The organism is Pantoea sp. S61, from assembly GCF_016625145.1.
In the GTDB taxonomy this organism is placed as follows: Bacteria; Pseudomonadota; Gammaproteobacteria; order Enterobacterales; family Enterobacteriaceae; genus Pantoea; species Pantoea rwandensis_B.
In genome coordinates, this window is the sequence record NZ_JACVUO010000002.1 from 423,273 (window position 1) to 441,554 (window position 18,282).

Consider the following 18,282-nt stretch of genomic DNA (forward strand, 5'->3'; position numbering starts at 1 on the left):
AATGGATGTCATGGCGTTAAATTTAACGCCATGTAATTAATGTATTATTAAAAATTAAGAGTGTGCTCTCCCTTGGGGTAGTAAGGCCCAACACATAATGCGGAATTGTCCAAGTCAGGAGCTATCATTGATGTGGTAAATATGAGTTGATAATTAGACTTTAGCTTATTGCACTCATTAATTATAAGGTGCTGAAAATTATGACTTCTAGCATCAACCATACCTTTGTCTTCAATGTTATCCAATATTAGGAAGTTCGGAAGACGAGATTCAGGGTCATCAACGCAGTGTAAAAATATTGCTAGTCGCACGCAGTTTTTAAATATCACCATAGAACTGGCGGAAAATTTCCCCATCCCATCTAAATACATTCTGTCTCTAACAAAATCAATTATCACGTCACCAGGGTCTTGAAATGCTGATTCAGTACCATCATCTAAAATGAGTAATCTTTTGGTTATGCATTCAATGTCAGTATATACAGCAATCTGCCTTTCCGCTTGCAGCTCATCTAAGGATAAAAGTTGCTCTTTAATTTCTATAATCTTGCTCTGAGCCTTTTGTTTTTCAGCAAGAATTGAATTTATTTTTGCAATTCCCTCTCTATTTTCTTCAAGCGACAAAATAGCGCCTTCAATAAACCCGATATTTTTCCCCAATTCAATCATCAGGCTTTCTCTTTCGCTAGAAACTATAGAGAACGTTTGCAACCCGCGAGTTGTTTCGCTGATTTTAAAACTTATATCTTTTATTTCACGTTCTTTTTTTTCCATTTCCACCTTAAGGAAATTTATTACTTCTTTACTTTCTTTTATTTGAAAATTTAGATTATTTAATTGTTTTATATATGCTTCATCTGAGTTGCTTTTACTATGCGTTGTCTTGCACAAACTACAGCTATCTAATTCAGTAGTTACCTCAAGATGATTTAGGCAAGCGGGACAGTATTTAAATTGAATTTCACCTAAAGATAAATTTACTACTTTTGACTGGAGTAAGGCTTCTTTTCTGGACTCCAAAGTTATGAGGAATAGTTCGGTATCATTAATTTCCTTAGATAAAAATGAACGCTCATCTATTAAGGATGACCTTGTCTGAACTAGATGCTTGTTTTTAGATTGAAGTTTTTCAAGAACGCTTTGGTCTTCATTGGATATGTTTTTATTATCACCTATAATCAAGTGAGCCATATCATTATTTAGTTTATCAAGTTCATCTTTGTACTGTTGAACCCGTTCATTAAGGGATTCCTCACTAATCTTGACATCTTCTCCACCTATTATCTTGAAAATAGAATTAGCCTCTGAGTCAAATCTCTCAAACTTTTTTGTTTCGGCTAATAATTCTTGTCTCAAGTTATGGGCTTCTAAATCATCAATGCCCAGTAAATATTCTCCAATAGCTCTTCTCAAATTTGGGCTGTCGAAATTCTTTTCTTCTTTCAATAGTTTAGTTGTCGCAGATAACTGATCTACATACATCAGCCTTAAAATTTGGTGAAGAGTCAAATTTCTATCATCTTCCGTTTTATGTCGAGGAAGGTTTAATAACTCGAAAATTTGCTGTGAGAAACTATGAGTCGTATCGCTTCTTTTGTAGGGGTATCCAGTCCATTTGGATGTGAACAATAAAGCAGTATCAATAGTTCCTTCATGAATGAACATTTTTGATTGACCGCTTTCGATAATATCTCTACGTAAAGTAACTTGGTTTCCGTTTAATAAAACTTGAACGAAAACTCTGCTACAAAGCGCCTGGTATTTTGTCCATTCAGTGATTGTCGCACCCAATGCATATGAGAGTAAATCTACAACAGTAGATTTGCCGGTACCATTCCATCCTCTAATGATATTAATACCTTTGTGGAAGGCTTGGTCATATACAAACTTTTCGTTACTGGTTACAACGAACCTTTCAACATGAATACTAGGTTTTTTTGTAAAATTAATTTTCATCGTATCTATATTCCATTAAGCCGGTTCTTTTCTTTAATCCTTTACTTCCATTAAACTCAACCTTAAGGAAACCTTCTGATATCAAAGAAAACCAAGTATTTTTTTTAATGGGAGAGTTATTTAATTCTATTTCGAGTTCTTGTGGCAACATTTCAGAAGTTCTTTTCACCTTGCCATTGTTGAAACTTTTCATATCGATAAGTTGTTTTGAAAGTAAATGGTGAAGTGCTATTGATTGAATTCTTCTCAATTCCAAAAAAACGCGATTTGGATTATAAATATTTTCATAAGGTGCATCTATGTTTCTTATGGACTTCTTAAATTCTTTAAGTTCACTTGGGAATGGGGATATATTTTTCAATAGACTGGGGAATAGTAAGTAAAAATCCATCATTCTAAATAAGTCTATATCTATTTCATTCGAACCCTGTTCCTCTAACAATAAAAGAGATCTGAATACGCAATGATTTGCATCAAAAAGAGGATGGTAGATTAGCATTTTGCCTCCCATTTGATATGGCAAAGGCCAGTTAAAAAATACAGCATTCCAGAAACAAGTTCTGTAGTGATTGTATTGTCAAACCTTATTATAGCACGGTGTACAGGACTTATTATCTCTTCCATGACAAGTCTATCTACCTCCATGTTATTGCATCCGCAAATTATTGCTGGGTAGACATATTGGTGCCAGTTGGTACTGATTGCAGATAATATCTGGATGTACACCGTTTGCTCTACTAATGACATTTGATCTTTGGCTACGCGGCGAGCAAATCTGTTTTTTAAAATGGTGGCCCGCTCAATTAAATCATGTCGCGATCCACGAATAAGCTTATTTTCCAATCCGATGACTTCTCTTCCAGGGTAGTCATTAAGATAATCAGCTAAATCTTCCATTATTGATATTAGCTCATCATGACCTAAGCATGATTTTTTTACTTGATCAATTGCTGACTCTAAACTTGATAAAGAAATAAAATTATTATCACCATGATGTGATGCTGCATCTTGATACCCGACTGAGGATGAATTCATGAGAAGTTATTATCTCCCTCATGTTTAGCTTTGTCTTTGTATTCAACACGCTGAACCTTATTTACGGTTTTAGGCGTGGTTAAAACATTCTCAGTAGAATGAGTTGTTTTAGGATCGGAGAGTTCTTCTTCTTTAATCTGAGATTTAGGGTTTTTAAATGTGGAATAAAAAAAGAAAGCAGATAGCACAACTATTAGAATTATTATTATAGTGTACAATCTATCTTTTCCTAAATATTCGGTTATTTTATCATCAAAGATTTTGTCAATTAAACTATAAATTAAATAGAGAACTAAACCAGGAAGACCAACTATTTTTATAGCTTTTTCCCAAAAGTCACTCATGGCTTTCCTTAACTCAGTAAATGGTAAATTTATATTGAAATTTACCATTGCAATTGTTGTAGGTCCATAAATTTAAGTTGAGAAGTGTTTGGTTTATACTCTTATATATCAATATCTTAGTTTAATTTGGCTTAGTGGTGCTTAAGTTTTGCGCAAAAACTGGTCTTGAACAAGGTTCAAGACCAGTAAAGTTAAAACGAATTTTTAACGTAATTTTGACTTGGCTCAGCCTGTAACGGTGGCGTTGATTCCACACGTTCAGCCTTATAAACCATAGCTTGACCAATCTTGATCCAATCGACCTTAATCAGTCTGGCTTTCAGGCTAACCCGCTGTTCGCCTGCATGATCACCTTTGTTGAGCGTGAAAATGTCTGACGTCAGGTTGCTGAGAGTAAAACCAAGCAGCACTTTCTGGTCCTCGTCTACGGCTTTCTGGCAGCGGCTTATAAGGTCCGTTGCTTCTTTACCAGCGACAGTGGCATCAAAGCGCACATAGGTAGGGTTGTCAGTGGGGCCGCTCAGCGCATTAATCACCACGCTGAGGAAGCTGCCAGTGAGGGTTTCAATTCTGCGAATGTTGCTCAGATAACCCAGGCCCTTGATGTTGAGATTGAAGTATTCAGCTTTGGTAGAAGTAGTGTTGGTGTTATTTGCAGCGTTGTTGGTGTTATTTGCAGCGTTGTTGGTAGTGGTAGCAGTCATGATGTTTACTCCAGGAGTGGGAAATAGTGACGGAGAAACATTCATCCCTGACGGATAAATGCTTTCCGTCAGGAAGCGCAGATAGCTATGCCGCGCTGGCTGGTAAGTACAAATAACCTCATCACACAGGTGATATCCGCATTAAGAGGTTGAGCGGATCGACCACTGCAAAAGCAGCACTTCTCTCAGGTCATGAAGTTTTAGATGGCAACCGCGTAAGCGTTTCTCTCAGGCTGCTGAAACATTGGCTGGTTGTTGAGACAACAACAATAATGCCGTTCCAGTGTCCTGCCGCTAAAAGCGGATGTCAGCGATAAAGTAGTTTTGCGGAGATGAAAATAAAAAAGCGCCAGCAATTGCCAGCGCTCAGGGCCTGCACGCAGACCGATGGTGTATTCGTTACTCCGGGAGTTGAAGCTCCGGCGCGGTTTTCACGGAGGGCGTGCGCCTTACAGACCAAATCGGATGTGCGGTGATTTGCCTGCCGGACTGATGATTTTCTGTCCCCGTAAAAGACATCCAACCATCCCGCAGTCACGGGGTGCTACATCGAAGCCTGTTAACCTTATCAGCATCGCTTAGGACATAAAAGGCTTTGCTGAAGCGCCAGAAAGTTATTCAGAAGCTTCACTATTTTCCGCCAGCTTTTTCAGGTTAGGTGAAAAGGTTGAGAGCATTTTTCCTGTCATCACCTCCAGATCAACATCGCCCAGCAGCTTGACGGCTTCGCTGGCAATCACTGTCTTCTGCTCCAGATCGGCGCGCGTTACGGCGAACGAACGGTAATGCTGTGCGACGCCATACACTTTGCGCACCAGATGCCCGCCGTTGCTGAGCATTTCATCGCGCTCTTTGCCGCTGATCAGGCCGTAATGAGATGCCTGAAACACCTTCATAGCCAACTGGTCGTAACCAACCAGCAGCCAGACGCAGCGATAACCCAGAGGCGTGCGGCTGAAGACGCCAATATTGAGCGGCGACACCGAAGACACATCCGTCAGTGAGATGCGCGCGGGGATGGCTTTAAGCGTTGCTTCCAGCTCATCCACTAACTTCTGGATCTCTGTGGTCGCCAAATCCAGTGCGTTCTCCAGCTTCAACAGCGCCATATCTGCATAAGGATTGTCGCCCTCAGCGTCACGGCTCATCAAACCGGCGCGCTGAATCACTCGCGGCATGCTGAGGATTTGCGGCCTGCCTCGTTCGCGCAGGTCATCAGGTTGGCGTCTTCGGCCTTCCCATAATCGAATCGCATAATGCGAGTGCAGTTCAATGGTCAAAGAGGAGCGTAACGCGCCCGCTTTGGCCGTATCGGTTTCGTTCTTTTCTTCAGCCATTTCCCACTCCATATAGTTGATGATGCTGCGCCAGTTTTCAGGAGCGTTAAGGCAACATCTATCGTAAAACCATTCACACAACTGCCAGTTATCTGGCTCGCTAGCTGTTCAGACGTTGGCGTATCGATTGCACGATCCCGGCGATATCAGCGGCGGAGCTGGTTGCTCTCGTCGCTGGTTCAGTTTGCGCCGGTTTGATCGGTGCGGTGACAGACGGCAAATCAGCAACGTGAGTGAACTGGCCGGTTCTCGCTTTTTTGATCACCGCCAGCAGCCAGCCGGTTGGGTTCTGGATTGAACCGGCATCGAGGTTCTGGCCAAGTTGGTGAAGCAGCTGCTGCGACTGCTCAGTGGGCAACGCTGCCAGCCGGTGTTCAAGCATGGCGAGATCTTCCTGGGTGAAACGCTGGCGGTAGCGTTCGGGGATGATTTCAGAAGCTGGCGCAGCCGGTGTATACGTGTTTTTTTTCACACCTTGTGTAAAACAACGTACGTTACCGTTCGGATTCCGAACTCCGGGCCGAAGCCTTGGTATCCGCGAGGGTTCGGAAATCGAACTCAGTGAATTTGAATGCGCCGCTATGCAGGGTTCGGCTTCCGAACTCGGCGTTTTTATACCCGGTTCGGAAACCGAATCCGGGTTATTGAGCTTCCTGACTGCAGCCATTTCCTGCGGCGTTTGTGGTTTGCCCAAGCGACTTTCGATCTGGCTGATATGGCTTTTGCAGTGGCGCATCTGCGGGTCATTTTTGATTTCATCCAGCACCTGCAGCGCAGTTTGCTTGATGGTTTTATTGCCGCTGCGGCAAGCTTCAGCGACGGTATCGAGCCACGCAGGGTCCATGATTTCAGCGTCACAGCAGGTGAGCGGTTCGTCGTGCTGAGCATAGATATTGCCGCGCACGCGTCCCTGATCGTCACGAACGCGCTTGCACAGGCTGAGCCAGCCGGTAAGTCGCAGCATCAGCAGCACGCGGCTGACTGTTTCGCGTGACGCCTTACCTTTATGCGGGGAAGCGAGCTGCAGCTGCAGCTCGTCATAGCTGGGGAACACTGCGCCATGATTCTGCTGCGCGTACAGCCTGATCATCATCCACGCCATTTTATCGAGCGGTGAGAGCCGCGTATCAAGCAGCAGCTGGCGCGGGTATGCATCCTGCACATTGCCGAGATACAGCAAACCGCTGCGCAGCTGCGAGACTCCATCGTCACTGGACTTTTCCGCCAGGCGCGCATGCATTTTTTCCATCGTGAAAGCGATTAAGCTGTCAGAGGGGAGATTCATGTCATTTCCTTTTGCCGCCGATCGCTACGTGCCATCGGGTGAATGCTGTTATTGCTGCACCCCGCGCGGGATACAGAGTGACAACACTCGCTATTTCCAGATCGCCTTGCTGTATCTCTCATGCGTCATCAGTTCCCAGTCTTTGCCGCTGTTTTTACTCAGCAGTCGCCAGAACAGGCCAATGTCGATTTTGAGATAATCAGAGCCGTTCGCTTTGATACGCGTGAAGTTGTTCTTGCCGCACCGGAACAACGTCAGTTGCCTTACCGCTTTGCGGCGGCAGGGCTCTGGCACGTTGACCGGCGCGACAAGTCCATCAGTCAGCGTCTGATTGCGTTGGCTCATGCCATCTTCCGCATTGCTGCAGGCTCTGGCTTTTTGTTGCTGTGCCAGCCATGTACGGCGTGCCAGATAGCGGTAAGTGACAGATCCATTTGCTCAGCGCACAGCATCATCACGTCGAGGCCATCGGCGCTGTCGGGATCGTCAATGCTGGCTTTCTGCCACTTGCGCCAGATCTCGGCGTTATCCTCATCGTTGAGCACCACGCCGCGCCCCTTGCGCACCTCAATACCGGCCATGCGGCGGCGCGCGGCGACTTCCACTGTGGAAAGGCCGAAATAGTGCTGCATCAACTCGATAGAGCCGTTGAGCGCCAGCGCGCGATCGATGCGCTGCAGGCGTCTTTGCTCGCGTCGTGCCTGTTGCAACATCAGCGACAGGTTTTCGTGGTGAATGCGGAAGGTCAGCACCGATACCGGGCTGTTCATCAGGTAGTGCAGGTCTTCAATGGTAAGGCCATGAAGCATCTGCATTTCCTCTGGCATCAATCCCAGCGCCTCGCAGCGACGGATGTAGCCTGACTTGAGTTCCATCACTAACTGGGTAAGCAGGCCGTTGGTGGCCTGAGACAAGCTGTTACTCATCATCGTGATCTCCGGTTTTCAGTAATCTCAATCGACTAAGCATGCCGCTCAGCTCTGGCGCTGCAGTTCGCGCAGCCGCCGCAACGTGCGGATTAACTTCATGAAAGTTTGGGTAAGGGCATCATCAAAGCGCGGTTCGTCATCGCTGCTACCGATCAGCAGCTCTCGCATCAGATCAGGTAAGTCTTCATCGCATGCGCCGCCAGCCAGTGAGGAAAGCAGGCATGAAATCGGCGAGGCGCTAAGCTCTTCGTCAATTCGATAGCCCGCCGAATAAGCGCCGTTATCAGGTATGACCGCTTCGCCATCGCCATCCGAATCGGCCAGCTCAAAGGCAAGGCGAAAGGCGATATTGCGCAGGTGATCGGCGTCATCCTGCAGAGTGGGAATGGACCAAAAATCCGGTGCGGCTGATTGAGTGTTGCTACTGGCAACATCAGAAATCGCCCCGGAAGTGTTGCCAGTGGAAACATTAGAACTCGGCTCGGAGGTGTTGCCAGTGGCAACAGTGGAATTAGGTTCGGAAGTGTTGCCACTGGCAACACTTAATGTAGTAGGTGATGGAGTTGGCTTGCGAACTGGCGCAGGCGCGCGCGGTGCAGCTTCCGGTTCAGGCTGCTGGTTTTGCTGCTGCAGCTGCGGTGCAACCGGTTCAGGTTCGCCAAACAGCTGGCGACGATTTTGTTCACTGGGATCAAGCTCAATCAGCCAGCGGTCGTAGTTGAGTGATGGATGTGGCAGTGCGATGACCAGCTCGCCGATAAACTCGTCGCGGAACATCTCCAGCGACCAGCTCTCCGGCGAATTGAAATGCGGGCACACTTTGGTCATCACGTTTTCAAACGTCACCTCCGGTTTGGCTTCAGCCGCATAGTGATTCCATAATTTCTCGGCATCGCTACGCAGCACCAATAACGCGTTGATCTGCGGACGGCCAAGACCGGATTCCAGCAGCGCCGGTAAATGTGGATAGAGATGACGGACGCAGCTGTCCATGCGGCTCAGGCTGGAGTAACTAACCGGATAGCCTTGATCTGTCAGCGCCGTGGCCAGCTCGCGCAGGGAAACTGCTTTGCCCGATTCATCTTCAATGATTTGGCGGGCGTTGCGGATGCCGATCGCTTTCTCAATAAAACTCAGTTCGCCGCGCAGCTCGTTTTCTGCCAGATGACCAATTACGCATTTGATGCGACCCGGCCAGGGTTTGAACAGGCAATGCACGCGGTAGAAATGTTCGCTATGTGTCTCTGCCCACAGCTCACTCAGCGCCTGGTAACGCGTGTTGCCGCCGTCACTGAAGATGTAAGAGCCGGGATTGTCGGGATCGAGCGTGACTTTTGGCACGGTATCGAGGCCGCGCGCACGAATCGATGACTTGATGTCATCAAAGCGTGGATTGCGGCTGGTTCGTGGATTATCTGGATTGGGGCGCAGCTGATCCAGCGTCAGCACCATTGGCATTTCGCTGCCAGGCGCATCTGGTGTTGCCACGGTTAATGTTGCCTCGGCCTGACGGCCGCGTTTTAAAAGAGCATCTGTCAGATCGGTTGTGCGTTGTTTTGCCATCGCTGTCATGCCTGAGCCCTCCCATAACCGAAGTGATAGGAGTTGTTTTCAGCATTCGAAAAACGCGTATAGCGGCCATCATAGGCGGTTTTGACGGTGCCGATAGGGCCCTGGCGTTGCTTGCCGATGATGATTTCGGCGATGCCTTTTTCGGTGGAGTTTTCGTTGTAAACTTCATCACGATAGATGAAGAGAATCAGGTCGGCGTCCTGTTCCAGCGCGCCGGAATCACGCAGATCGCCGTTGTTTGGCCGCTTGTTGGGGCGTGACTCAACCTGACGATTTAACTGGGATAGCGCGACAAGCGGACATTTCAGCTCTTTGGCCAGCGCTTTCAGGCAGCGCGAGATCTCGGAAATCTCCTGAGTACGGTTCTCCTGCTCAGGCGCGCGCATTAGCTGCAGGTAATCGACCAGAATCAGGCTGGGTTGCCCGTATTTACGGATGTAACGCCGCGCGCGGGCACGCAACAACGCCGGAGTCTGGTCACTGTTTTCATCGATGATCAGCCGATCTTTCCAGGCAGTGACGCGCTCCATCGCCATGCTGATTCTGGCCCAGCATTCATCATCGAGCTGGCCGCTGCGCAGCAAATTCAACTCCACCTGACCCAGCATCGCAACCAGCCGCATCATCAGCTGCTCAGCGGGCATTTCCAGGCTGAAGCAGAAGACTAAATTGCTCTCCATTGCATCCAAAGCCGATTCGCACATCGCTAATGCCAGCGCCGTTTTGCCCATCGAAGGGCGCGCGGCCAATAGAATTAAGTCACCCGCCTGCAAACCGCAGGTCATCTGATCCATTTCTCTGAAACCCGTTGGCGTGCCGGTGATGCCATTACCGCCGGTCGTCTCTTCTAAGCGTGTTAGTAACTGCGACATGCCATCGAGCACCGTGATTTCCTGGTGCTGGCGCGCGTGGCCTTTTTCGGCAAGGTTGAACAACTGGCTTTCGGCGAGTTCGATGATGTTGCTGGCGGCAGCGTTGGGAAGTTGCACATCCCGCGTGAGTTGGTTGCCGAGCATATACAGCTGACGCAGCTGGCTTTTCTCGGCAATTATCCGCGCATAGGCGAGGATGTTGGCGGCGCTCGGCGTGTTCTTGCTTAACTCGGCAAGGTAAGCAAATCCGCCGCACTGGTCGATGATGTTGTGGCGTTCCAGCAGTTCGCTAAGTGTGATCAGGTCGAAAGGGCTGTTGCCTTTGGCCAGCTCGTCGATGCCTTTGAAAATCGAGCGGTGGGGGCTGGAGAAAAAGTCTTCTCGTTGAATCAGCGTAACGACATCATCCCAGCGATCGTTATCAAGCATCAGTGCGCCCAGCACCGCCTGCTCAGCATCAATAGAATGCGGCATATCGATTGGGTGATTGTTGGATTTAGACATGGTTCACCTCCTTCACTGAGCGTGAAAGAAGTGCATCAAACTGACCGCGCCATTCCGGGAACAATTCACATGCCAGGTTGTGCATCGTTTGCAGCGCCGAATCGCTTTTGCGGCGCGTCTGCGTTTCAAGCCGGTGCGCAGGTTCGCCAGCAAAGTGGCCCGCCTTATAGATGTCGAGATCGTAGATTTGGGTATTCAGCAGCGACACCGGGATCTCGTCGGCGTAGGGACTGTATTTCCCCTCGCTGACAATCGTCTCCAGTTGAGCCAGCGTAGTTTTGGCCAGTGAGGTGTAATCCATACAATTCACCAGAATGCGAATTGCCGGAAGCGCGATGCCGTAGGAGGAGAGTGTACGTAGCTGCTCGAACATCGCTATAGCGCCGCGCAGAAACTCGCGGATGTCGGGTAACACCGGCTTTACTATGCCGATGGTGGTGTGGGTGGCTGCAAGCGCGATCAGCTCCAGCATCACCGAACGCGCGCCCTGTGAATCAATGATGATGACGTCGTACTCATTGAACAGCGGATGCTGCAGCACGTTGCGCATGCGCAACCGGCCATCTGGCGCATGTAGCATGGCAGTTAGTAAGTGGGCTTGCGGGTCGTTGGAGATAATGACGTCGAGATTAGGGATAAAGCTGTTGGAGATTATGTTGCTGGATTCACTGAGATCGACTGACTGCATCAGCAGTTCGTAGATGCCGCACGGCGCTTCATAGGTGAGTTGATAGATGCTGCTGGCAGTTGGCTGGCCAAAGTCGCCATCGATTAAAAGCGTCTTCAGTCCTGCATCAGCGAGGAAGCCACAGAGGTTTGCGGCTTGCGTAGATTTGCCTTCTCCACCTTTGGTGGAAATTACGGGAAGTATTTTCATTTTGCACATCCGAAGTAAGTTCGAATATGCATCTCGTCAACTATGTAAAAACCCGTTTAACGACTTATTTCCCCCACCCAGAATCAACCCTAAAATCTGTGCAAGGGGATTGAAAATCCCCGTGTCGGTGGTTCGATTCCGCCTCCGGGCACCACTCTTCAGAGCCTGTTCGTTAAGGGATGAGATCCTTAACGGGCATGACAGTGGTCCCTAGCATGATGTTGGTAGTTTACTTACCGCACCATAGTTGAACACGGGACTTAAGTCCGGAGGATGTTCGAGCATCCTCTGGACTTCTCACGTCCTTAAAAAAATTCTTCAGCAACGTATTTACCTTTAGAAACGTTTTCTGTCAATCTTTTGTAAAGGTTTACCTCGGTTTTTTTCTCCGTTAAGAATCATATCGTTAAGATTTGACTTAAGATTAATCTTAGGCAACTTCTAGCTGTTCCAATACACTTCTGACCTTGTTTATGTCGCTTTCTACGTATTGTAGAGTAACGGCTGGCGTGGAATGGCCCAAAAGATCCTGAGCCATTTTAAGGTTTCTATCAGGCATACTCATCAAGTTAGTCGCTATTGTGTGGCGGAATCGATGAGGGCTTACAACAAATCCGCACTCATTTGAAAGACGTCGGAAAAATGCACGAAGAGGGGGATTATCCATGTTTTCACTGATCTCATTTCTGCGTCCATCAAAGCGCGATAAATTGAAAAGCTGCTCTTCCATTTTTGCACCTTTCTCAAGAGAAAGGTTATAAAGCCTTTCAAGTCTTGGTTTCAGGTGACGTGTGATTGGAACTAAATGCTCTTTATGATTTTTCGCTCCTTCTGGACGAAGGCTTATCCAGTTATGTTCAAAACTGACGTCACATAATCTAATATGCAGAAGTTGATTTTGCCTCATTCCTGTTCTTCGTAAGGCATCAAGCACGGTAAGCCAAAACCATGCAGGCCTCAACGCTGACCTTTGGATAAAATTTTTCCCAAACTGTTCATCAGACTCCCTTGACTCCATCAAAAGATAAATTTTGTTTATTTGAGTATCAGTCAACGTTTTCTTACGCTTCACATCAGGTCGGGCAATTTTTCCATTAAATGGATTCTTATTAGTTGAAACGAGTCCTTCCTCAATCGCGAAATTAAACAATGCTCTCATGTGAGTAAGTTTGTTATTCCATGTAGTTTTGGTAAGTCCCTCCACATTTATTACATGCCTTCTCCAGTTTAAGACAATCATATCATCAACATCCGCAGGATTAATTGACTCACCCGCAAAGTTAAGGAAGGTCTTTAACACCTTTTTATAACTCCATTCTGTTGCAGCTCGCAGAGTCTTACTGAAAAAATATCCTTCAATCAGTTCTTCAAACGAAAATGTCTTTTTCATCACGCCCTCATTAGTAAATTAGTCTGAAGCTTGTTATTTTCTGGCTGAAAGCCATACGCTGTCCGGAGGGCAGCACCCTTTTTTGAAGATAATGTCGGCTTTAATCATGTAGCCTGACACTTTCGTAAAACGACCGCTTTTGTCCGGCGAATCGTATTGATGGTAATGGAACAGCCCCTTACCATTTCGTGAATGATGTATGCTCAGCGACTCAAAGCTTTTCTGAAGCCGATCCTTATCAGCTGCTTCTTCACCCTTTGCTGACATGTATCGGTAAAAACAGCCTGGAGAAACCAGAAATACAAACTGCGCCAGTACATGTAAAACACTGTCTCTTTCATTAATGCTTATCGTGCCATCCTCAACGCTGTCCCTGAGCCATTCCAGATAGATTTCCCCGGGGAGGGCTTCGCTGTCGGAGGATTTACCTGCAGGCTGCTCGTCTGTTGATGGAGCCAACCCGGGAGTTAAGGAGTGAACCGCTCCCGCTGCTGGAGAGTGGCCATGTGCCATCAGATCCAGAATTGACATGAGGTTTTCTGCAGAGGCCTGGTGGTCTGCTCCATCTGACGAAATCTCCCCTTCAGGCTCGGCCTCTGTTTCTTTCCTGTTCAGTGCAGATTCAAGCCCCAGACTGAGTTCGGGTAGCGGCACAACTGTAGACATTGTTGTTTCTAAGTGCTGAGCACTATAGGAAACAACCTCACTTTCAATTGGTACTGATTTAGCGATTTCTGTACCCTGACTGGACAACGGGATCGCTTCGGTTTCATATAATTTTGGGGACGTATCATCTGATCCTGATGACACCGGTGTTGGTGACAACTCAGATGACAATACTCCGGCCATGGTGAGCCCTGTTGGCATGCCACAGCTGATAATGACATCACTGATGATGCTGTTAAGTATCCCCGATTCCTTTCGTCTTCCTGACAGGTAAAGCAGGAGGCTGTCTGACAGAACTGGCCAGCGCTGCAGCCACAGCATGCCGGCGTCCGGCAGCAGGCTGAGAGCCATATACAAGCCACTCATCTCTCCCCCCTTTTTTTTCACAGGACGAACCCGCCAGGCCACGTCGGGGACACTCATTCCCGGATACCAGACACGTCCGTTCTCAAGCCCCCCTTCCATTTGCGACAGCCAGTTGAGGTGATGGAATAGTCCGGCCCAGTACACAGCACAAACCCAGCCAGGGGCTTGCTCTGACTGCTCTTCAGGCGAGGCTCCCGGTGGCAGCATCATACCGCGCACCAGCCTGACGGCGCGCGTGGCCACCGTGAGACTCAGGTCGGTAAATCCCCCGGGGCCTGAAAAGGGGCCGTTCCATGCTGCCGGGCACGCCTGAACGCGGGCAGCCATCTGCTCAAGGGGACTTAGCCACCATGCGTCTGTTACGGGTTTCGAAAGCGGACTGTTTTCTGACAATACTTTGATGAGCTGACGTCGATCCCTTGATGCCAAACAGGCTGCAGCGCTTTGGGCAGGATGCCAGCCCGCCTCTGACGTCTTTATTTGCTCTCTATTATCAGAGTCAGCTGGAGCATCAGCACTGTTTTGCTGTCTGTTCCTACCCGTTAACCAGTTTAGTCCGCGCACCGTTACCTCCTCAGGTTTCAGCCTGATAAAATGACGTTACGCTAAAAGCCCCAGCCGCAATTGCAATGAAAAACCCGGTATTAGCCGGAGCAGAAATCTCACTTGCTAAAAATCTTCATAACCGGTTCACGGTTTCTGACTGTCAACCACTCACCTTACTGTTCTAATGCCCCCTCTTTCCTTCTATCGTGCAGAGTTTCATTTATGCAGCAGATGATTGTCTTTATCACTCTGACTTCATGGCTGGTCCTCTCCAGTCTGATGAGCAGCAGCTTTACCGGCGGCAGCAGACATGGCGTTTTTGTCACGGTCTGGGCGCTGCTAGCCTGCATACCTTTCATGCTGAAACCACTTGCCCGCGCAGAACGTCAGTTCAGGCCGGCGTTAACGCTTATAAGCCACAGACGCACGCGAGGTTGGGTGCATCTTGCTCCCTGGCAGCCCACCACGAATCTGACGCCGGAGAAGGTCGGCCAGTTCTGGAACAGCGTTAACACTTCTGCCTGTCAAGCGCTGCAGACTCACCAGACCGTCATCATCTCCTCCCATCTCCTGACCGGCATCCGCGCCCGCAGGGTGATGGCTCACCTGGAGAAATGCGGCTTTGATGTTCGCAGCCGGACATACAGCATTCCCTTTACCCCGGCCAGCAAGGCATTGATGCAGCTGGAAATCCTTTTCCGGCAATGGCGCTGGCGCACGGAATTTCGAAGTGTCTGGCCTGTGCTGGTTCTGAAACGAAAATCTTCTGATGCGCAGAAATAATTTCCCCTGTCACCGGCCTGTGCAGCAGCTCACACTGGCTACATGCGTGTATTCGATCTGAACGATCGATTTTATCCGTTATACAGGTGCCGCACAGCCAGGTAACGTAATCACAGCGGCTACAGATGAGCCTGACATAAGTCAAATCATGACGTTAGCCAGCACCAGGGAACTTATGAAGCGAAATAATATGACAACTATCCTCTCCCGTATTGCGCTGGAGCAGGATGAAGAAATGCAGCAGCTGGTCCGACAGTTTGCCGACGGCAAAAAAACAGCGGGCACGCCCATGGCCATCCGCTTTCGTCCTGCCGTACGGGAGTTCATCTCGCGGGTATCGCATAGACTGGGTATTTCCACCGCCGAACTGGTCAACGTTCTGATGGAGGGGATAATGCTGGAAACGCTCGCCCCACGTCAGGCCACGGTGACGCGGATTTATGAACGTTTCTGGCAGCTGATGGACGCACACCGGCTGAGCGTGACCGGGGTGGCCACGCTGCTGTCTGGGATGAACATGGGGCTCAGCGTACTGGAGAGCCGTGAGCGCACGCTGGACTATCTGACGGCGTCAGTAATCCATCAGCTGGCAGAATGGTTCGGCGTGTCTCCTGACTGGCTTAACGGTACTGAGAAACAGCCTGTCAAACAGGTGACGTTCACCAGCTGGCAGGATGTCGCAGATCGCCTCCTGCCTGAGGTCTGCGCCGGAACCGTACTGCCTGCCATTACGCTTGTTCGTCAGGACAGTAGTATTGACCATATCGGCGGTAAAATGGAAACGGTCGTCTTTATCCGTCAGCTGAAACAGATTAACAGAATAACACTGAGAGTCGTAACCTGCAGTGGCATTATTCCGCATGAGGTTGTAGCTAATTATAAGACAAACGATTTTCTGACTTTCAGCGAAACGATGAGGGAAATATCCCGGCTGGGAGATATTGAAACGGTATCAGTACCTGAGCATATTTTTACTCAGTTTATTCGAGGGAATGAATTACCCGTTTCATTGCTTTCAATACTCAGAGCTTTTGTTGAAGAACAGAAAGACAAGGGTATTAACTGCCAGTGGAGTTGGGAATGAAAAAATAATTAGCTGACCGGAAATTCTCGCTCACTTGAATAGCTCACAGGCGTGAGGAAAAGATTAACTCTTAACAATATATTGCTGTTTCATCCCTCATTATAAAATGGCAGCAACAGAATTCACCCTTATTTATTGGTGCGTCAGTACCAAGGATTCGCTTTACCCAAAAAATACAACCGATGAAAGGAAATAAATGATGAAAGTATCCATGATTACACACGGAATAACACTGGCGCTGTTTGCGACTGCTTTGTCGGCGGCTCAGGCAGCAGGTTCCTGGACCGAGGCGCGTAATGACGCAATGGGCGGTACTGGCGTGGCCTCATCCAGCTACACGGCGGCCGCGCTGGCCAACCCGGCGCTGATGACGCGCCATGATGCCAGTGACGATTTGGGCATTATCCTTCCGGGCATCGGGGCACAGGTCAGCGATCCGGATAACTTGCAGGACGGCCTTGATCGTGTAAAAGACAACTGGAAACGCCTCAGTGACTCTGCCGGCAGTGGTAACAGTGAAGCACAGTCCGCAGCGCTCAAAAAATCTCTGCAGGACGTCTCAGGTGACAGCGGTCACGCCAGCGCTGGCGTGTCGGCCGTGATTGCCATTCCGAACGACACGCTGCCCTTTGCCCTGGTGGTGAAAGGCTGGGGACAGGCAAAGGCCCGTGCAGTAGTGACCGAACACGATCTGAAGTATCTCGATGCCGCGCAGACCGGCATTTTCTCGCTCACGCAGGACGATCTGGACCAGTTGACCTCTCGTGCAGAAGGGGTGGCGGCACTGGTCAGTGAATACGGCCTCGCCATGGCCCATCAGTTCACGCTGGCCGGCACACCGGTTTCGGTAGGGATCACGCCAAAATTTCAGCGGGTCGATACCTGGAACTATAACGTGGCCATTAATAACTACAGCATCTCTGACTTTCACAGCGGTGAGTGGAAACGCTCGGAAAGTGGCGCCAACATGGATATCGGTTTAGCCACGCAGCTGACACCTGAATGGACGGTAGGCCTTACCGGACAGAACCTGGTATCACGGAATGTGAGCACCCGTGAAGTGAATGATCTCCAAGACACTTTCCAAATCCGCCCGCAGGCCACGGCTGGTACCTCCTGGAGCAATGGCCTCATCACGCTGTCGACAGATGTTGATCTGACCCCAGCTAGCGGCTTTGCCTCCGATGAAAAAGCTCAGTATGCCGGCGTAGGTGCCGAACTCAACGCATGGGACTGGGCCAAAGTGCGCGCTGGCTATCGGGCGGACATGCGCAGCAGCGACAACAACGTGTTTACTGCTGGCATCGGCATTTTCCCCTTAAACGTGGTCCATCTCGACCTGACCGGTATGGCCGGAACCGATCGTACCTATGGTGCGGCGGCTCAGCTTACCTTCACGTTCTGATAATTCCGGGCTGCTTCATGCAGCCCTTCACTGAAAGGTTAATAAAATGAAAAAAATGTTCTCCGCTGTCTTCTTTACAACCCTCCTTCTTGCGCTGACAGGCTGCAGCAATAACGCCTTAAACGAATTCGGCCTCGGTAATCTGAATTCGCTCCTTAATTCTCCCAGCCAGCAGCCAGCTACTGAGAACGCAGAATCGGCACCTCGTGACTCGGTGACCTGGACCTCAGGAACTTTTTCGGATCCAGTTGATGTGGTTGCAATGCGACTAAAACAACACTATGGATTTGTGTCGGATACTGATATCACCGCTGCGCGTAATAGCGGCCAGGGAAATGCTGGCTGGTCAGCGTCAGCCATTTCAGAAGGCGCCAGCTGGGAGGCACAGCCGGGCAGCTACTATCGCATGAGCCGAAACTGGGCCGGAAATGACCGCTTGACGCTCGAAATGCGAGGGAACAGCAAAGAGAGCTTTATTAAAGCAACCTATACATCTTCCAATCCGGAGCATCTTAAAAAAAGTTGGACCTCGCGTTTGTGGAAACAAATCCCGGACGTCGCTAGCGGCTCCCTAAAATAAATAAGAGGATGAAAAAAGTATGTAGGCAGGCACCGTCTAAACAGTACA

18 protein-coding genes are annotated in these 18,282 nt (G+C 48.9%); 4 read left to right on the forward strand and 14 right to left on the reverse strand.

Translation table 11 applies throughout. The features are described 5' to 3' along the window. Nucleotides 1–47: 47 nt before the first annotated feature. The 14 genes from IAE30_RS07335 to IAE30_RS07400 all read right to left on the reverse strand — a co-directional run bounded on the left by IAE30_RS07335 (nucleotide 48) and on the right by IAE30_RS07400 (nucleotide 14,316). The gene (locus IAE30_RS07335) at nucleotides 48–1,955 is read right to left on the reverse strand and encodes an AAA family ATPase (RefSeq protein WP_200678747.1); all 1,908 of its coding nucleotides are present in this window, start codon (nucleotides 1,953–1,955) and stop codon (nucleotides 48–50) included. Then, nucleotides 1,945–2,454 (reverse strand): ABC-three component system middle component 5, encoded by a 510-nt coding sequence (locus IAE30_RS07340; protein ID WP_200678749.1) that lies wholly within the window; start codon nucleotides 2,452–2,454, stop codon nucleotides 1,945–1,947. Before IAE30_RS07340 ends, IAE30_RS07335 begins: the two co-directional genes overlap by 11 nt. Next, nucleotides 2,448–2,990, reverse strand: a complete 543-nt coding sequence (locus IAE30_RS07345; protein ID WP_200678751.1) for an ABC-three component system protein — start codon at nucleotides 2,988–2,990, stop codon at nucleotides 2,448–2,450. Before IAE30_RS07345 ends, IAE30_RS07340 begins: the two co-directional genes overlap by 7 nt. After that, on the reverse strand, nucleotides 2,987–3,334 hold the full coding sequence (locus IAE30_RS07350; RefSeq protein WP_200678753.1) for a hypothetical protein: 348 nt from the start codon (nucleotides 3,332–3,334) through the stop codon (nucleotides 2,987–2,989). Before IAE30_RS07350 ends, IAE30_RS07345 begins: the two co-directional genes overlap by 4 nt. A 191-nt stretch (nucleotides 3,335–3,525) precedes the next feature. Continuing rightward, nucleotides 3,526–4,038 carry an STY4534 family ICE replication protein gene (locus tag IAE30_RS07355; protein WP_200678755.1) on the reverse strand — a complete coding sequence of 171 codons (513 nt, stop codon included), beginning with the start codon at nucleotides 4,036–4,038 and terminating at the stop codon, nucleotides 3,526–3,528. A 614-nt stretch (nucleotides 4,039–4,652) separates the two neighbouring features. Next, nucleotides 4,653–5,375, reverse strand: a complete 723-nt coding sequence (locus IAE30_RS07360; protein ID WP_008105943.1) for a PFL_4669 family integrating conjugative element protein — start codon at nucleotides 5,373–5,375, stop codon at nucleotides 4,653–4,655. A 100-nt stretch (nucleotides 5,376–5,475) separates the two neighbouring features. Next, nucleotides 5,476–6,660 (reverse strand): STY4528 family pathogenicity island replication protein, encoded by a 1,185-nt coding sequence (locus tag IAE30_RS07365; protein WP_200678757.1) that lies wholly within the window; start codon nucleotides 6,658–6,660, stop codon nucleotides 5,476–5,478. Nucleotides 6,661–6,750: 90 nt separating this feature from the next. Further along, nucleotides 6,751–7,005, reverse strand: a complete 255-nt coding sequence (locus IAE30_RS07370; RefSeq protein ID WP_200678759.1) for a hypothetical protein — start codon at nucleotides 7,003–7,005, stop codon at nucleotides 6,751–6,753. Then, nucleotides 7,002–7,586, reverse strand: a complete 585-nt coding sequence (locus IAE30_RS07375; RefSeq protein ID WP_091003683.1) for a DUF2857 domain-containing protein — start codon at nucleotides 7,584–7,586, stop codon at nucleotides 7,002–7,004. Before IAE30_RS07375 ends, IAE30_RS07370 begins: the two co-directional genes overlap by 4 nt. Nucleotides 7,587–7,634: 48 nt before the next feature. Beyond that, nucleotides 7,635–9,152, reverse strand: a complete 1,518-nt coding sequence (locus IAE30_RS07380; protein ID WP_370585507.1) for a ParB family protein — start codon at nucleotides 9,150–9,152, stop codon at nucleotides 7,635–7,637. Nucleotides 9,153–9,157: 5 nt separating this feature from the next. Beyond that, nucleotides 9,158–10,537, reverse strand: a complete 1,380-nt coding sequence (gene dnaB-PI / locus IAE30_RS07385) for an SPI-7-type island replicative DNA helicase (protein ID WP_200678763.1) — start codon at nucleotides 10,535–10,537, stop codon at nucleotides 9,158–9,160. Next, nucleotides 10,530–11,414 carry a ParA family protein gene (locus tag IAE30_RS07390; protein WP_200678765.1) on the reverse strand — a complete coding sequence of 295 codons (885 nt, stop codon included), beginning with the start codon at nucleotides 11,412–11,414 and terminating at the stop codon, nucleotides 10,530–10,532. The genes dnaB-PI and IAE30_RS07390 overlap by 8 nt, the downstream gene beginning before the upstream one ends. Nucleotides 11,415–11,844: 430 nt before the next feature. After that, the gene (locus IAE30_RS07395; RefSeq protein WP_200678767.1) at nucleotides 11,845–12,804 is read right to left on the reverse strand and encodes a tyrosine-type recombinase/integrase; all 960 of its coding nucleotides are present in this window, start codon (nucleotides 12,802–12,804) and stop codon (nucleotides 11,845–11,847) included. Between the two features lie 33 nt (nucleotides 12,805–12,837). Then, complete coding sequence (locus IAE30_RS07400; RefSeq protein WP_200679098.1) at nucleotides 12,838–14,316, reverse strand: TraI domain-containing protein; 1,479 nt, start codon at nucleotides 14,314–14,316, stop codon at nucleotides 12,838–12,840. A gap of 288 nt (nucleotides 14,317–14,604) precedes the next feature. Here IAE30_RS07400 and IAE30_RS07405 point away from each other — a divergent pair, with 288 nt between their 5' ends. From IAE30_RS07405 to IAE30_RS07420, 4 genes are all read left to right on the forward strand, one after another. Then, the gene (locus IAE30_RS07405) at nucleotides 14,605–15,165 is read left to right on the forward strand and encodes a hypothetical protein (protein ID WP_200678770.1); all 561 of its coding nucleotides are present in this window, start codon (nucleotides 14,605–14,607) and stop codon (nucleotides 15,163–15,165) included. Between the two features lie 175 nt (nucleotides 15,166–15,340). Then, on the forward strand, nucleotides 15,341–16,249 hold the full coding sequence (locus IAE30_RS07410; protein ID WP_200678772.1) for a conjugal transfer protein TraE: 909 nt from the start codon (nucleotides 15,341–15,343) through the stop codon (nucleotides 16,247–16,249). Between the two features lie 196 nt (nucleotides 16,250–16,445). Then, a complete protein-coding gene (locus IAE30_RS07415; protein ID WP_200678780.1) occupies nucleotides 16,446–17,654 on the forward strand; it encodes a conjugal transfer protein TraF in 1,209 nt (402 codons plus the stop codon). 46 nt (nucleotides 17,655–17,700) lie between these two features. After that, nucleotides 17,701–18,234, forward strand: coding sequence for a membrane lipoprotein lipid attachment site-containing protein (locus IAE30_RS07420; protein ID WP_200678782.1), 534 nt, complete (start codon nucleotides 17,701–17,703; stop codon nucleotides 18,232–18,234). The last annotated feature ends 48 nt before the right edge of the window (nucleotides 18,235–18,282 follow it).

Bases quoted from the DNA above. Each gene is read 5' to 3' on its own strand.
- IAE30_RS07420 (WP_200678782.1), top strand. From the start codon at position 17,701: ATGAAAAAAATGTTCTCCGCTGTCTTCTTTACAACCCTCCTTCTTGCG.
- IAE30_RS07350 (WP_200678753.1), bottom strand. From the start codon at position 3,334: ATGAGTGACTTTTGGGAAAAAGCTATAAAAATAGTTGGTCTTCCTGGT.
- IAE30_RS07365 (WP_200678757.1), bottom strand. From the start codon at position 6,660: ATGAATCTCCCCTCTGACAGCTTAATCGCTTTCACGATGGAAAAAATG.
- IAE30_RS07410 (WP_200678772.1), top strand. From the start codon at position 15,341: ATGAAGCGAAATAATATGACAACTATCCTCTCCCGTATTGCGCTGGAG.
- dnaB-PI (WP_200678763.1), bottom strand. From the start codon at position 10,537: ATGTCTAAATCCAACAATCACCCAATCGATATGCCGCATTCTATTGAT.
- IAE30_RS07375 (WP_091003683.1), bottom strand. From the start codon at position 7,586: ATGAGTAACAGCTTGTCTCAGGCCACCAACGGCCTGCTTACCCAGTTA.
- IAE30_RS07370 (WP_200678759.1), bottom strand. From the start codon at position 7,005: ATGAGCCAACGCAATCAGACGCTGACTGATGGACTTGTCGCGCCGGTC.
- IAE30_RS07405 (WP_200678770.1), top strand. From the start codon at position 14,605: ATGCAGCAGATGATTGTCTTTATCACTCTGACTTCATGGCTGGTCCTC.
- IAE30_RS07355 (WP_200678755.1), bottom strand. From the start codon at position 4,038: ATGACTGCTACCACTACCAACAACGCTGCAAATAACACCAACAACGCT.
- IAE30_RS07360 (WP_008105943.1), bottom strand. From the start codon at position 5,375: ATGGCTGAAGAAAAGAACGAAACCGATACGGCCAAAGCGGGCGCGTTA.
- IAE30_RS07415 (WP_200678780.1), top strand. From the start codon at position 16,446: ATGATGAAAGTATCCATGATTACACACGGAATAACACTGGCGCTGTTT.
- IAE30_RS07345 (WP_200678751.1), bottom strand. From the start codon at position 2,990: ATGAATTCATCCTCAGTCGGGTATCAAGATGCAGCATCACATCATGGT.
- IAE30_RS07390 (WP_200678765.1), bottom strand. From the start codon at position 11,414: ATGAAAATACTTCCCGTAATTTCCACCAAAGGTGGAGAAGGCAAATCT.
- IAE30_RS07335 (WP_200678747.1), bottom strand. From the start codon at position 1,955: ATGAAAATTAATTTTACAAAAAAACCTAGTATTCATGTTGAAAGGTTC.
- IAE30_RS07340 (WP_200678749.1), bottom strand. From the start codon at position 2,454: ATGCTAATCTACCATCCTCTTTTTGATGCAAATCATTGCGTATTCAGA.
- IAE30_RS07380 (WP_370585507.1), bottom strand. From the start codon at position 9,152: ATGGCAAAACAACGCACAACCGATCTGACAGATGCTCTTTTAAAACGC.
- IAE30_RS07395 (WP_200678767.1), bottom strand. From the start codon at position 12,804: ATGAAAAAGACATTTTCGTTTGAAGAACTGATTGAAGGATATTTTTTC.